The organism is Pengzhenrongella phosphoraccumulans (genome assembly GCF_045689905.1).
Classification (GTDB): Bacteria; Actinomycetota; Actinomycetes; order Actinomycetales; family Cellulomonadaceae; genus Pengzhenrongella; species Pengzhenrongella phosphoraccumulans.
On the sequence record NZ_CP144210.1, the window covers coordinates 2,042,616 to 2,056,222 of the forward strand.

The following is a 13,607-nucleotide window of genomic DNA, read 5'->3' on the forward strand; positions in this document are numbered from 1 at the left end:
ATCAACCGCCGCAGGAGCGGCTCGGCTCGCTCAGGCGGGTCGCGCCGCTGCCGCGGCGCGGGCGGCAGCGGGCAGGGCCGAGATGATCCGGTCGACCGCGGTGTCGTCGTGCGCGGCGGAGACGAACCACGCTTCGAAGACCGACGGCGGCAGGTTGACTCCCTGGGCGAGCATCGCGTGGAAGAACGGCGCGTGCCGAAAGACGTCCTGGGCCTGGGCCGCGGCGAAGTCGGGCACGCCGGTCGCGGCGGCGTCGGACCCGAAGAAGACGCTGAACAGGTTCCCGGCGCGCTGGATCCGGTGCGCCACACCCTCGGCCGCCAGTGCGGCCGAGACCGCCTGGCCGAGCCGCAGTGCGACGTCGTCCAGGCGGGCGTAGACGCTCGCATCGGCCGCGCGGAGCGTGGCCAGGCCCGCGGCGGTGGCGACGGGGTTCCCGGAGAGCGTGCCCGCCTGGTAGACGGGGCCGAGGGGCGCGAGGCGCTCCATCAGCGCGGCCGGACCGGCGATCGCGGCGACGGGCAGCCCGCCGCCGACGACCTTGCCGAACGTGAAGAGGTCCGGCGCCCAGCCTTCGACCGCGCCCTCGAGGCCCCACCAGCCCGCGGGACCGACGCGGAACCCGGTGAGCACCTCGTCCTGGATGAGCAGCGCGCCGTGCGCGCGGGTGATCCGGGACAGCCCCGCGTTGAACCCCGGCAGCGGCGGGACCACGCCCATGTTCGCCGGGGAGGCCTCGATGATGATCGCCGCGATCTGGTCCCCGCGCTCGGCGAACGCCGCCTCGACCGCGGCGAGGTCGTTGTACGGCAGCACGATCGTCTCGGCCGCAGTGGCGGCGGTGACCCCGGCGGAGCCCGGCAGGGCGAGCGTTGCGACGCCCGAACCCGCCGCCGCGAGCAGCGAGTCGACGTGCCCGTGGTAGCAGCCGGCGAACTTCACGATGAGGTCGCGACCGGTCACGCCGCGCGCGAGCCGGACCGCCGTCATGGTCGCCTCGGTGCCGGTCGACACCAGGCGGACCCGCTCCGCGGCGGGTACGCGCCGCAAGATCTCCTCGGCAAGGTCGGTTTCACCGGGCGTCGGCGCACCGAACGACAGCCCACGTGCGGCGGCCTGCTGGACGGCCTCGACGACGGCCGGGTGCGCGTGCCCGAGGATCATCGGGCCCCAGGAACAGACGAGGTCGACGTACTCACGCCCGTCGGCGTCGGTGATGTACGGCCCGCGCGCCGAGACGATGAACCGCGGCGTGCCGCCGACGGAGCCGTACCCGCGCACGGGCGAGTTCACTCCGCCGGGCAGAGCGGCCCGGGCGCGCGCGAACTGCGCGGCCGAGCGGGGGGCGGCGTCGGACAGGGTCGTGGTCTTCTCGGTCATCGGGTGCTCCCGGTCGGTTCGGTCAGCCAGAGCGCAAGCTCGGTGGCCCAGTAGGTGAGGATCAGCTCGGCGCCCGCGCGGCGGATGCTCAGCACGGACTCCTCGATGGCCCGGCGGCGGTCGATCCAGCCGTTCGCGGCGGCGGCCTCGATCATCGCGTACTCGCCGGAGACCTGGTAGGCCGCGACGGGTACCGGGCTGGTTGCGGCGACGTCGGCCAGCACGTCGAGGTAGGCCAGTGCGGGCTTGACCATGACGAGGTCGGCGCCCTCGGCGAGGTCCGCGGCGACCTCGCGGGCTGCCTCGCGGCGGTTGGCCGGGTCCATCTGGTAGGTCCGGCGGTCGCCCTCGAGCGTCGACTCGACGGCGTCGCGGAACGGGCCGTAGAACGCGGAGGCGTACTTCGCCGCGTAGGCGAGCACCAGCACGTCGGTGAACCCGGCGTCGTCGAGCGCGTCGCGTACGCGCGCGACCTGGTGGTCCATCATCCCGCTGGGGGCGACGAGGTCGGCTCCCGCGCGAGCCTGCACGACCGCCATCTCGGCGTACCGGTCCAGGGTCGCGTCGTTGTCGACGACCACCTCGCCATCCGGGCCGGCCCGCAGCACGCCGCAGTGGCCGTGGTCGGTGAACTCGTCCAGGCAGAGGTCGGCCATCACGACGAGGCGACCCTCGGCCGCGGCGACCGCGTCGGCGATCGCGAGGTTGAGGATGCCGTGCGGGTCGGTGGCGCCGGTCCCGGTGGCGTCGCGTACGAGCGGGACGCCGAAGAGCATCACGCCCGCGAGACCCGCGTCGGCCGCCTGCACGACGGCGGCCCGCAGGCTCGCCCGGGTGTGCTGGACGACGCCCGGCATCGAGGCGATCGGCGTCGGGGCGGCGAGGCCCTCCTTGATGAACAGGGGCAGCACGAGGTCCTCGGGGCGCACGCGCGTCTCGCTGACCATGCGCCGCACCGCGGCGTTCGCGCGCAGCCGGCGGGGGCGGTGGCGCTGGTCCGGGATGGTGGGGTTCACGAGTTTCACCTGAGGATCTGTCGAGGGGGTCGAGCGGGGGGCGGCGTCGCGTGGCGCCGGTGCCGCGTTCGGTGGCGGTCCGGTGGCGGGCCGTTCGGGCATCGCGGGATCGAGGACCGCTGCTCTTGGCTCGGCCGGTGCGAGCCCGGTCGACGCGGTCGCGATCCCCGGGTTCGCGATATCCGGGGTAGCGGCGTCCGGCTCGGTTCGCGCTCCGGGCCCATGGGCCCCGCTGGCGGCGTTGGCCCCGCTCGCGGCGCCGGTACCGATCATGACGGCGCTGACCAGGGCCGCGATGACGGCGTCGGGCACGGGACGGTCGGCGACCACCCCGACGGGCAGGCCGAGGTCAGCGGCCACCTCGGCGGTGCGGGGTCCGATCGAGCAGACGACGGTGGACCGCGGCAGCCGGACCTGCTGGACGAGGCGTCGCGCGACGCTGCCCGAGGTCAGCACGACGGCGCCGATCCGCCCGGCGGCGAGATCGCCGATGACCTCGGGCGGCAGCGCGGGGGCCGGGCGGTTCGTGTAGGCGACGACGGTGTGCGGGTGCCACCCGCGCTCGGTCAGGCCGGCGGCGAGAGTCGGCTCGGCGAGGTCGCTCTGCGGTACGAGCACGTGCGCGCCGGGCGTCGTGGGCGGCCACTCAGCGAGCATCCCGCGGGCGGACTGCAGTGCGGCCGGTACGAAGTCGGCTCGGATCAGCGCCCGCGCCAGCGCGGCGGCGGTCGCATCCCCGACGGCGGCGACCTGCGTGCTCCCGGGACGTGCGGCGCGGCCGGCAGCGAGCAGGTCGGCGAGCGTGTGCCCGGCGCGCAGCGCGGCGGCCTCGAGGCTGTCGACGGTGAACCCGCTGGTCACCGCGAGCCAGTCGAAACCCCCGGCGGCCAGCCGGGCGACGGCGTCGTCCATCTCGATGGGGTCGATCGGGCGCGCGATGGTGACGAGGGGCGCGGCGACGGGATCGGCGCCCGCGGCCCGCAGCGCGTCGAGCAGGGGACCGGCACGGTCGGGCGACCGGGGCACGAGGACGCGCAGCCCGGCCAGCGGCAGCCCGGCCAGCGACCTGCCGGCCTGCGAACTCCCGGCCCGCGAACTCCCGGCCCGCGAACCCCCGGTGGGCATGCTCATCGGGCCGGTCCGAGCTCGGCGAGCTCGCCGGCGCCGTCCGCCAGCAGCTCGTCGGCCAGGTCGATCCCGAGCTGCCGGGCGGCGGCGACCGCCGTCCGGGCCGGGTCGACAGCCGGCGTCGCACCGGGGGCGAGGACGGACAGCAGGGTCGTGCGGGTGCGGCGCAGCTGCGCGCTGCCATCCGGGCGGGCCACGACGGCGTCCAGCGTCAGGTGGTCGCCCGTGAGGGTCGAGTGCGTGCCGACCGGCGCCGCGCAGCCGGCCTCGAGCCGGGCGAGCAGCGCCCGCTCGGCGGTGACGGCGAGGCGGCTCGGTGTGTGGTCCAGGGCGGCGAGGGCGATCGCGAAGGGCGAGTCGACGTCGGCCACGTCGGCGGCGCGGGCCTCGACGGCGAGGGCCCCCTGGCCGGGGGAGGGGGCCATCAGCGCCGGGTCGAGCAGCTCGGTGACGGCGTCGAGCCGGCCCAGGCGGGCCAGCCCGGCCGCGGCGAGCACGACGGCGTCCAGGTCGCCCGGGGCGACCCGGTGCAGCCGGGTGTCGACGTTGCCGCGGATCTCGATGACGTCCAGGTCCGGCCGGGCCAGCAGGAGCTGGGCCGCGCGCCGGGGCGACCCGGTGCCGACTCGGGCGCCGGCCGGCAGCTCCGCGAGGGAGAGCCCGTCACGCGCGCACAGGGCGTCGCGCGGGTCCTCGCGCAGCGGGATCGCGGCGATGACGAGCCCGTCGGACGTGGCGGTGGGGAGGTCCTTGAGCGAGTGCACCGCGACGTCGCAGCGCCCGTCGAGCAGCGCGTCGCGCAGCGCCGTGACGAACACGCCCGTCCCGCCCAGGTTGACCAGCGACCCGGTGAGGCGGTCGCCCTCGGTCGAGATCCGGACCAGCTCGACGTCGAGCTCGGTCGCGGCGGCGAGCTCGTGGGCGACCATGCGGGTCTGGGTCAGGGCGAGCGCGCTGGCCCGCGTGCCGACCTTGATGGCGGGCCGAGCAAGGGAGGGCATGGGCGTCAGTCTGCGCGTTCGCTGCGACGATGTCGAAATGCTGGCTCCCCGGGTCGGTGCGATCTGACAATGTGTCAGGTCATTCGGTGGCGGTGTCTCGCGGGTCACAATGATTCTTCACAGCCAATTCACCGGGTCTTTGATGACAATGTGTCAGGAAAGGCGTTCCGGTCGAACTCGGCCCTATCGCCGCACGGGTGTCGGCGCGTGGGACCCGGCCACGCGTGCCTGCGCGACGACGGCTGCCAGCCCGTTCCCCGCGACCCACGACCCGCACACGGTCAGCCCGGGCAGCACGGCAGCACCGTCGAGCGCGGCGGCGACCGCAGCCCGGTGCGCGGGGCTCGGCTTGGGCAGGGACTGCGACCAGCGCACGCGGGCCGAGGCCACCACCTGCGACGCATCGAGGCCCACCCCGAGCAACGTCGAGGCGTCACGCAGCGCGACCGCCGTGAGGTCGGCCAGCGACAGCCCGGCGATGTCGGGCGCAGCTGGATCGGTGCTGCGCGGTCCGGCCGGCTGACCGTAGGACAGGCGCACGACGTGCCGGCCCGGCCCGGCCGCCGCCGCGAGCCACGCCCACTTCGCGGTGGCGTGCGTGAGCGCCTTCGCCCGGATCCCGCTCACCCCGGGGGCGACGAGCACACCGGTGCCGCGCGGGGCGGCGTCGAGCACGGGGGCGTCGAGCACGAGCGTGGCGAGCACGACGTCGGCTCCCTGCTCCGGTCGGGTCCGTGCCAGCGCCGGGACGTGCGGCGTGAGCAGTGCCGCCGCCGCCGGTCCGGGCAGTGCCAGCACGAGGCGGCGCGTGCGCAGCACCCGCTCGGGCGAGCCGGCCACCCCGGGGCGCGGGGCGACGGCGGCCACGGTCACGACCCACTCGGGTGCGGTCGTTGGGGGCTCGGTCGCGGCGGGCCCGGTGTGGTCAGGCTCGGTCTCGTCAGATCCGGCGCGAGCGATGGCGGTGACCTGGGTCCAGGTCTCGATCTGCCCGCCGCGGGCCCGGACGTCGTCGGCCAGCGCGTCGATGATCGTGTGCATCCCGCCGGTCAGCCCGGCGACCGCCGAGCCCGCGGGCACCAGCGCACGCATCGACGCGACGGCAGTGCCGAGCGACCCGCGGGCGGCGAGCGCCGCGCGTAGCCCCGGCGCCACCGTGTCCAGGTCCAGCTCGCTCGGGTCGGCCGCGTGCACGCCGCTGACCACGGGCATCACGAGCCGGTCGAGCACCCGTCGGCCCATCCGGCGCGCAACGAGCGCACCGAGGCTGGCCGGGGTCCCGTCGCTGGTCACCGTGCCGAAGGAGGCCGGCAGCCAGCGGTCGGCGCTCGCCCGCAGGGAGCCGAGCAGGCCGATCGTGCTCCGGACGTCCGGGGCCCACGGGTGGGCCGGGATGCCGAGGATGCCGGTCCGCGGCAGGGTCCCGGCGCCGGTCGGCAGCTGCACCCAGGCGCCCCGGCCCACGGGCGCCTCGATGGCCGACCCGAGCCCGAGCTCGGTCGCGAGCGCGGCGACGATCCCGTCCCGGGTCGCGAACGAGTCGGCCCCGGCGTCGAGCTCGATCCCGGCGACGGTGTGCCGCCCCACGGCCCCGCCGGGCGCCGCCCATGCCTCGAGCACGGTCGGCCGCAGCCCGCCCGACGCGAGCTCGCGCGCCGCCACGAGCCCCGCGATCCCCCCGCCGACGACGATCGCGTCGACCAGCTCGGAATCAGGGAGCAGGGGAGGGGTCGTGGGCATGTCAGTTGCTCCAGCCGTGGACCAGGTCGACGACGCGCGTGAGTACGGTCGGGTCGGTCGTCGGCGGCACGCCGTGCCCGAGGTTGAGCACGTGCGACGGCGCCTGCGTGCCGCGTTCGACGACGTCGCGGACGTGCGCCTCGAGCACCGGCCACGGCGCGGCGAGCATCGCGGGGTCGAGGTTGCCCTGCAGCGGCACAATCCCGCCCAGCAGGCGGTTCGCCTGGTCGAGCGGGGTGCGGTAGTCGACCCCGATGACGTCCGCCCCGACGTCGCGCATCGCGGTGAGCAGGTGCTCGGTGCCCGTACCGAAGTGCACGATCTTCACGTCCAGGTCCGCGACGTACGCCAGCGCCCGGGCGCTGGCCGGGGCGGCGTGCGCGGCGTAGTCCGCGCGCGACAGCGACCCCGCCCACGAGTCGAACAGCTGCACCGCGCTGGCCCCGGCCAGCACCTGCGCGCGCAGGAACGCGCCGGTGACATCGGCGGCCCACCGCGTCAGGGCGGTCCAGGTCTCCGGGTCGGCGTGCATGAGCGTTCGCGCGGCCAGGTGGTCGCGCGAGGGCCCGCCCTCGACGAGGTAGGCGGCCAGCGTGAACGGCGCGCCGGCGAAGCCGATCAGCGGCGTCCGGTCGAGCTCGGCGACCGCGAGGGCGACCCCCGCGGTGATCGGGGCGAGCGCCTCGGGGCTGAGCGGCCCCGCCTGGGCCAGCCGGGCGACGTCGTCGGCCGTGCGCACCGGCGAGCCCAGCACGGGGCCGACGCCGGGCACGATGTCGACGTCGACCCCGGCCAGGCGCAGCGGGATGACGATGTCGCTGAAGAAGATCGCCGCGTCGACGCCGTGCCGACGCACGGGCTGCAGCGTGAGCTCGCTCGACAGCTCGGGGCTCAGGCAGGCCTCGAGCATCGCGCTGCCCTCGCGCGCGGCGCGGTACTCGGGCAGCGAGCGCCCGGCCTGGCGCATGAACCACACCGGGAGCCGGTCCGGGCGGTCACCGGAAAAAGCGCGGATCACGGCGGAATCAGCAGTACGACCGTCGCGGAGCGGGTGCGTTGCAGGAAGCGTCACAGGAAGGGTCACAGGCCAATTGTGCCCACCATTGTCGAGGTTGGTTAATATCAGTGTGCTGTGGTGCTGATGTCATTGATCGCCAGTCACCGTGACCTCGACCTCGACCTGCTCGAACGGCTCTCTGCCGGCGCGCACTCGGTGGGCCAGACTGTCGCGGCGATGGGTGCTGCCCCGACGGGCCCGATCGGCGCCCTCGTGCTCGCGACCTGCAACCGGTTCGAGGTCTACCTGGAGCTGCGTCCCGGCCAGGACCCGCGCGCGGTCGTCGCCGCGACGACGTCGGTCATCGCCGCCGCGACCGGCCTCGCGGCCGACGACGTCGCGTCGAACCTGCGGGTGCTGCGGGGCCGAGAGGTGCCCGCCCACCTGTTCTCGGTCACCGCGGGCCTCGACTCCATGGTCGTGGGCGAGCGCGAGATCTCCGGCCAGGTCCGTCGGGCGCTGGCGTCGGCGCGGGTCGCCGGCACGACGTCGTCCGGGCTCGAGCGGTTGTTCCAGAGCGCCGCGCGCGCCTCGCGGGACGTGGGGGCGCGGACCGGCCTCGGCGCGGCCGGGCGGTCGGTGGTCGGGGTGGCGCTCGACCTGGCCGAGGCCGACCTGCCAGCCTGGCGGCGCACCCGGGTCGTGCTCATCGGGACGGGTTCGTACGCCGGGGCGAGCGTGGCCGCGCTGCACCGACGCGGCTGCCGCGACCTCCACGTCTTCTCGCCGTCGGGCCGGGCGCCCGGGTTCGCGCGCGACCGGGATGCCCAGGCCGTCCCCGACGACGGGCTGGAGGAGGCCCTGAGGTCCGCCGACCTCGTCGTCGCGTGCAGCGGTGCCGTGGGTGGCGTGGTCGACGCCGCGACCGTGGCGCGCGCCCTCGCGGCGAGCGGTCACCCCCGCGTGGTCGTGGACCTGGCCCTGCGGCACGACGTCGACCCGGCGGTCGGCGCGCTGCCCGGGGTGCGCCTGATCGACCTCGCCACAGTCCGGGACCAGGCCCCGGTCGGGTACGGCGAGCCCGTCGAGCGCGCGCGCCGGCTGGTGGCCGCCGCGACCGAGAACTTCGAGGCCGCGCACCGGGCGCTCGAGCGGGACGCGCAGGTCGTCGCCGAGCGGCGCCGCGTGCTGGGGCCGCTCGAGGCCGAGGCGGCGCGGCTCCGTGCCGGGTCCGAGCCGGAGGTCGTCGGTCGCCCGGTCCGTGCCCTGCGGCGCCGGACGCGCGCGCTGCTGCACGGTCCGACCGTGCGAGCGCGCGAGGCCGCTCTTTCCGGGGACGACGACGCCTTCGCCGTCGCGCTCACCGAGCTCGCGGCCATCCCCGCGCCGAGGGTCCCGCACTGAGCTCAGCTCTGGTTTGAGCATTGCTCAGCGGTCGGGCGGACCGACCATGATCTCGGGATCGAGCGGCATGCTCTGCGCGACCAGCCCGGTCAGCTCGGCCACCGGGACGATCGCCTCGTCGAGCCCGGGCTCGACGCAGGTCATGGCCAGCTCGCGGGCGAGCAGGCCGTCGTCCGTGAGGGCCGAGATCCGCGCGATCATGTCGCGCTGGCTGTCCATCCACTGGTCCACCATCCGGACCGCCAGGCCCTGCCAGTGCGCGACCACGTTCAGCTCGAACAGCTCCGTGACGTCCTCGCGCGGCACCACGCGTCGCCAGCGGCCGTTGGGGGTCGGGACGAATCCGCCCTCCACGAGCGGCGGACTGTCCAGGGCGAGGACGACCGACCGGCCGTCCTCGATGAGGTCGGCCTCCACGTAGCTGCCGTGCCACCGCGCCACGGGGCCGACGCACCGGGACAGGGGCGCGATGCTGGGCCGGGGGGCCGCGGTGTGGCTCACGTCCCAGCCGGTGCCGACGTCGCCGTACCGCGCCAGCAGCGCGCTCGACCCGTCGTCGAACATGCGCACAAGCTCGGCCCCCGGGGTCAGACGCGAGTGGCGCAGCCACCACTGCGGGACCGGGGCGTCACGTGCGCCGTCGAGGTAGTGGAACTGCGGCGACGACTCGAAGCGCAGCACGTCGAGCCAGGGCGCGTCCGCGCGGAACGAGAACCGGGGACCGTCCAGGCCGTGCGCGGCGATCAGCTGCGGCGGGCGGGTGGCGAGCGCGACCTCCGCCGCCCGCACCACGTAGCCGGCGACCCGGTCGTGCCCGTCCACCAGGTACCCGTGGGTCAGCTCGGACGTGACCACCTTCTGCAGGAGCATGGAAAGAAACGACCTCAACTGACTAAAGGGATGATCAGTACGAGCCTCGCAGACCCGAGCCGCTCCCGCAGCGATAACGCCTCCGGCGAGGGGGTGATAGCGCGCGCCGGGTGGTCCGTCAGTCGTCGAGGTGGTCGACCAGGTCGGCCGCGAGGCCGGTGTAGGAGGCCGGCGTCATCCCGGCGAGGCGCGCGGCGACGTCGTCGGGCAGGCCGAGGCCGCCGATGAACTCGCGCATGTCCGCCCCCGTGAGCCGCTTGCCGCGGGTGAGCTCCTTGAGCCGCTCGTACGGGTTCTCCATGCCGGTCACCCCGGCGACGGACGCGGCCCGCATCGCCGACTGGACCGGCTCGCCGAGCACCTCCCAGTTGGCGTCGAGGTCGCGCGCCAGGAGGTCGTGGTCGACGTGGAGCGCCCCGAGGCCACGACGCAGATTGTCGATCGCGAGGAGCGAGTGGCCGAACGCCGGGCCGATGTTGCGCTGCGTGGTGGAGTCGGTGAGGTCGCGCTGCAGGCGGCTCGTCACGAGCGTCGCCGCGAGGGTGTCGAGCAGCGCGCAGGACAGCTCGAGGTTGGCCTCGGCGTTCTCGAACCGGATCGGGTTGACCTTGTGCGGCATGGTCGAGGACCCGGTCGCGCCGGGCACGGGCACCTGGATGAACACGCCCATCGAGATGTAGGTCCACAGGTCGGTCGCGAGGTTGTGGAGCACCCGGTTGAACCGCGCGAGGTCGCTGTAGAGCTCGGCCTGCCAGTCGTGCGACTCGATCTGCGTGGTCAGCGGGTTCCAGGTCAGGCCGAGGTGCTCGACGAACGTGCGCGAGACCTGCTGCCAGTCGGCGCCCGGGACCGCCGCGACGTGCGCGCCGTAGGTCCCGGTCGCGCCGTTGAGCTTTCCGAGGTACTCCGCCGCCTCGATCCGGCGCAGCTGGCGGGTCAGGCGGTGCGCCAGGACGGCGAGCTCCTTGCCGAGCGTGGTGGGCGTCGCGGGCTGGCCGTGCGTGCGGGCGAGCATGGCCGTGTCCCGGTGCTCGCGCGCCAGGTCGGCGATCTGCGCGACCAGGGCCCGCGCGGCCGGCAGCCACACGTCCTGCACCGCGCCGCGCACCATCAGCGCGTACGAGAGGTTGTTGATGTCCTCGCTGGTGCAGGCGAAGTGCACCAGCTCGCCGACGCTGGGCAGCACGGTGTCGGCGCCGAGCGTGGCCGGCGCGGCGGCGAGGCGCGCCTTGAGGAAGTACTCGACGGCCTTGACGTCGTGCACGGTGACGCGCTCGATCGCGCCGAGCTCGGCGATCTGCTCGGCCCCGAACGTCGTGACGACGTCGCGCAGGTACGCCTGCTCGTGCGCCGCCAGGGTCGGTGCACCGGGCACGACCTGGCCGGACGTGAGGTGGATCAGCCACTCGACCTCGACGTGCACGCGCTCGCGGTTGAGCGCGGCCTCGCTGAGGTGGTCGACGAGCGGGGCGACGGCGCCGCGGTACCGGCCGTCGAGCGGCCCGAGTGCGATCGCAGGCACGACGTCGGCGAGCGTCACCCGGGTGGGGGCGGCGGGCTGGGCGGGCTGGGCGGGCGAGGCGTTGGCAGGCACGGCGCACATCGTCCCACGCGGGCGTGACGAGGTCGTGCCCGGCTCACGCCGTGGCTCAGCGGGCTGTGGTTCAGCGGGCTGTGGTTCAGCGGGCTGCGGTTCAGCGGGCTGCGGCGAGGCGACGCCGGAGCCCGGCCCGGACGTCCGGCCACTCGGACGGGATCACTGAGAAGACGACCGTGTCCCGCAGCGACCCGTCCGCCAGCACGGCGTGGTTGCGCAGGATGCCGTCCTGCTGGGCGCCGAGGCGGGCGATGGCGGCGCGGGACTGGAGGTTCAGCACGTGGGTGCGCAGCTCGACGGCGATGCAGCCGAGCTCGTCGAAGGCGTGCGACAGCAGCAGCAGCTTGCTCTCGGTGTTGGTGCCCGTGCGCTGGGCCAATCGGGCGTTCCAGGTGGACCCGATCTCGACGCGCCGGTTGACCGCGTCGACGTTCATGTACGTCGTCATCCCGATGATCTGGCCGGTCACGGCCCGCCGGGCGGTGAACGGCAGCATCGTGCCGGCGTCCTGCAGGGCGAGCCGACGGTCGATCTCGGCGCGCATGCCGTCCGGGCGTGGGACCGAGGTGTACGGCAGGTCCCAGAGCTCGCCGTCGCGGACCGCCTCGACCAGGCCGTCGTGATGGTCGGAGGACAGGGGTTCCAGCCGGACCAGGTCCCCGACGAGGGTCACCGGCCGCAGGAACGTCACGCGTCCGCCCGCCGTGCGCGCCGAACTTCGGACGGTGTCACGTCGGGGGTCCTTCGTCGCCGGTGCCATCAGGGAGAGCTGACCGTATCCCGCGGTCGGGTGTCGGGCGGGTCAATAGCATGGGCGCGAGAGGTCGAGCGGCGCTCGGGGAGGACGACGGTGGGCAAGCGTCAGGACGACAGGCTGCGCGCGATGTACGTGGGCGGTCAGGGCAACGTGACCGCACGCCGGTATGCGCGCTTCTGGAGCACGGCCATGGGCCTGGGGCTGCTGCCCCGACGCTGGGTCCGCCTCGAGGTGACCGGTCGCAAGAGCGGTCGGGTGACCCGGTTCCCCGTCGGTATGGCGGACGTCCGGGGCCAGTGGTACATCGTCTCGATGCTAGGGGAGTGCAACTGGGTGGCGAACGTGCGCGCCGCCGGCGGCGCCGCGACGCTGTACCGGCGTCGGTCACGCCCGGTTCGGCTCGTCGAGGTGCCGGTGAGCGAGCGCGCGGCGGTGATCAAGCGGTATGTCGAGAAGGCCCCGGGAGGTCGGCCGCACATCCCGGTCGACCGGCGCGAGCCGGTCGAGGCGTTCGAGGCGATCGCCGCGGACTACCCGGTGTTTCGGGTGGAGCAGGCCGCGTCGGCGGCCCGCTGACCGGTCTGCTGGACTGCTGACCCGCTGACCCGCTGACCCGCTGACCCGCTGGCTACGCCGCGATGGTCTCCGGCAGGGTGGCGGTCCGGGGTGCGCGGCGGGAGGTCTCGGCCAGCGCGACCCCACCGAGCACGACGACGCCGCCCACGAGCTGGACCACCGTCATCGCCTCGCCGAGCACGGCCCACGCGGCGGCCGACGCCACGACCGGCTCGATCATGCCGATGAGCCCGGCGCGCGCGGCGCCGATCACCTTCAGCCCGGCGAGCACGAGCGTGTACGGCACCACGGTCCCGAGCACGATCACCCAGGTGACCAGCACCCACAGCGGTGCGGTCGCGCCGGCCAGGGCGCCGGGCAGGGCGACGTCGTCGGCCAGGAGCCCGGGCTGGAACGTCCACAGCGGCTGCACGACCAACCAGAACGCCCCCGCGAACGCGAGCGACCACGCCTGCGTCGAGAGCGGGTCGCGGTGGGCGACGAGCCGCTCGCCGAGGAGGTAGTAGGTGGCCAGGCACAGCGCGGCCCCGCCCGCGGCCGCGAGCCCGATCGCGTCGAGCTCGATCCCGCGTCGCACCTGGGCCACGAGCGTGAGGCCGACCAGGCAGGCGGCCAGCGCCCACCAGACGCGGGCGCGCACCTGTTCGCCGAGCACGAACCGTGCCCAGAGCGCGACCAGCAACGGCGCGGTGTACTCGATCAGCAGCGCGAGCCCGACGGGCAGCCGCGAGATCGCCACCAGGTAGAACCACTGCACCAGCGCCATGCCGACGATGCCGAGCACCGCCATCACGAGGATCTCGTTCGCGCGCAGCCGCATCTGCCGCCGGATCGTGAGCAGCGCGACGGTCACCAGGACGACGGCCGACCCGACCGACCGCAGCTCGACGAGGCGCGTGGGGCTGAGCCCGGCCTGCATCGCGAGCTTGGCGACGGTGCCATTGACGGCGAACAGCACCGAGGCGATGGCGACCGCGAGCACTCCGAACGGGGCTGACCTGGGCACGCAGGCGAGATTAGCCGCGGCCAGGGGTGTCCGGGGGGCGAAACTCACGGGCTGGACGGCCGTGCCGGCGGACGACCGCCCCGCCCCCAGGCCCCGACGGCACCGCGGACCCCACCGGGACCCGTCGGCCGGCTT

11 protein-coding genes and 1 pseudogene are annotated in these 13,607 nt (G+C 74.9%); 2 read left to right on the forward strand and 10 right to left on the reverse strand.

The window, feature by feature from the left end:
* Nucleotides 1-30: 30 nt before the first annotated feature.
* The 6 genes and pseudogenes from hemL to hemE all read right to left on the reverse strand — a co-directional run bounded on the left by hemL (nucleotide 31) and on the right by hemE (nucleotide 7,337).
* A complete protein-coding gene (gene hemL, locus VTA80_RS09480) occupies nucleotides 31-1,380 on the reverse strand; it encodes a glutamate-1-semialdehyde 2,1-aminomutase (RefSeq protein ID WP_407345219.1) in 1,350 nt (449 codons plus the stop codon).
* Complete coding sequence (gene hemB, locus VTA80_RS09485; RefSeq protein ID WP_407345742.1) at nucleotides 1,377-2,396, reverse strand: porphobilinogen synthase; 1,020 nt, start codon at nucleotides 2,394-2,396, stop codon at nucleotides 1,377-1,379. The genes hemL and hemB overlap by 4 nt, the downstream gene beginning before the upstream one ends.
* Before the next feature lie 306 nt (nucleotides 2,397-2,702).
* Nucleotides 2,703-3,527: pseudogene (locus tag VTA80_RS09490) on the reverse strand (uroporphyrinogen-III synthase); the annotation flags it as partial.
* A complete protein-coding gene (gene hemC, locus VTA80_RS09495; protein ID WP_407345221.1) occupies nucleotides 3,524-4,525 on the reverse strand; it encodes a hydroxymethylbilane synthase in 1,002 nt (333 codons plus the stop codon). The pseudogene VTA80_RS09490 and the gene hemC, both read right to left, overlap by 4 nt.
* Before the next feature lie 183 nt (nucleotides 4,526-4,708).
* Nucleotides 4,709-6,265, reverse strand: coding sequence for a protoporphyrinogen/coproporphyrinogen oxidase (locus VTA80_RS09500; protein ID WP_407345223.1), 1,557 nt, complete (start codon nucleotides 6,263-6,265; stop codon nucleotides 4,709-4,711).
* A 1-nt stretch (nucleotide 6,266) separates the two neighbouring features.
* Nucleotides 6,267-7,337: a uroporphyrinogen decarboxylase gene (gene hemE, locus VTA80_RS09505; protein ID WP_407345743.1), complete on the reverse strand. Its 1,071-nt coding sequence runs from the start codon at nucleotides 7,335-7,337 to the stop codon at nucleotides 6,267-6,269.
* Nucleotides 7,338-7,406: 69 nt separating this feature from the next.
* On the opposite strand from hemE, the gene VTA80_RS09510 reads away from it, so the two are divergent.
* Entirely contained in the window at nucleotides 7,407-8,666 is a 1,260-nt protein-coding gene (locus tag VTA80_RS09510) for a glutamyl-tRNA reductase (RefSeq protein ID WP_407345744.1), read from the forward strand.
* A gap of 24 nt (nucleotides 8,667-8,690) precedes the next feature.
* Here the strand turns inward: VTA80_RS09510 and VTA80_RS09515 are convergent, their stop codons facing one another.
* From VTA80_RS09515 to VTA80_RS09525, 3 genes are all read right to left on the reverse strand, one after another.
* Nucleotides 8,691-9,536 carry a hypothetical protein gene (locus tag VTA80_RS09515; RefSeq protein WP_407345225.1) on the reverse strand — a complete coding sequence of 282 codons (846 nt, stop codon included), beginning with the start codon at nucleotides 9,534-9,536 and terminating at the stop codon, nucleotides 8,691-8,693.
* A gap of 118 nt (nucleotides 9,537-9,654) precedes the next feature.
* Entirely contained in the window at nucleotides 9,655-11,139 is a 1,485-nt protein-coding gene (gene purB, locus VTA80_RS09520) for an adenylosuccinate lyase (RefSeq protein WP_407345227.1), read from the reverse strand.
* 91 nt (nucleotides 11,140-11,230) lie between these two features.
* Nucleotides 11,231-11,824, reverse strand: a complete 594-nt coding sequence (locus tag VTA80_RS09525; RefSeq protein WP_407345229.1) for a GNAT family N-acetyltransferase — start codon at nucleotides 11,822-11,824, stop codon at nucleotides 11,231-11,233.
* 159 nt (nucleotides 11,825-11,983) lie between these two features.
* Here VTA80_RS09525 and VTA80_RS09530 point away from each other — a divergent pair, with 159 nt between their 5' ends.
* Nucleotides 11,984-12,466 carry a nitroreductase/quinone reductase family protein gene (locus VTA80_RS09530; protein ID WP_407345231.1) on the forward strand — a complete coding sequence of 161 codons (483 nt, stop codon included), beginning with the start codon at nucleotides 11,984-11,986 and terminating at the stop codon, nucleotides 12,464-12,466.
* A 52-nt stretch (nucleotides 12,467-12,518) separates the two neighbouring features.
* Here the strand turns inward: VTA80_RS09530 and VTA80_RS09535 are convergent, their stop codons facing one another.
* Nucleotides 12,519-13,472, reverse strand: a complete 954-nt coding sequence (locus VTA80_RS09535; RefSeq protein WP_407345232.1) for a DMT family transporter — start codon at nucleotides 13,470-13,472, stop codon at nucleotides 12,519-12,521.
* Nucleotides 13,473-13,607 lie beyond the last annotated feature (135 nt).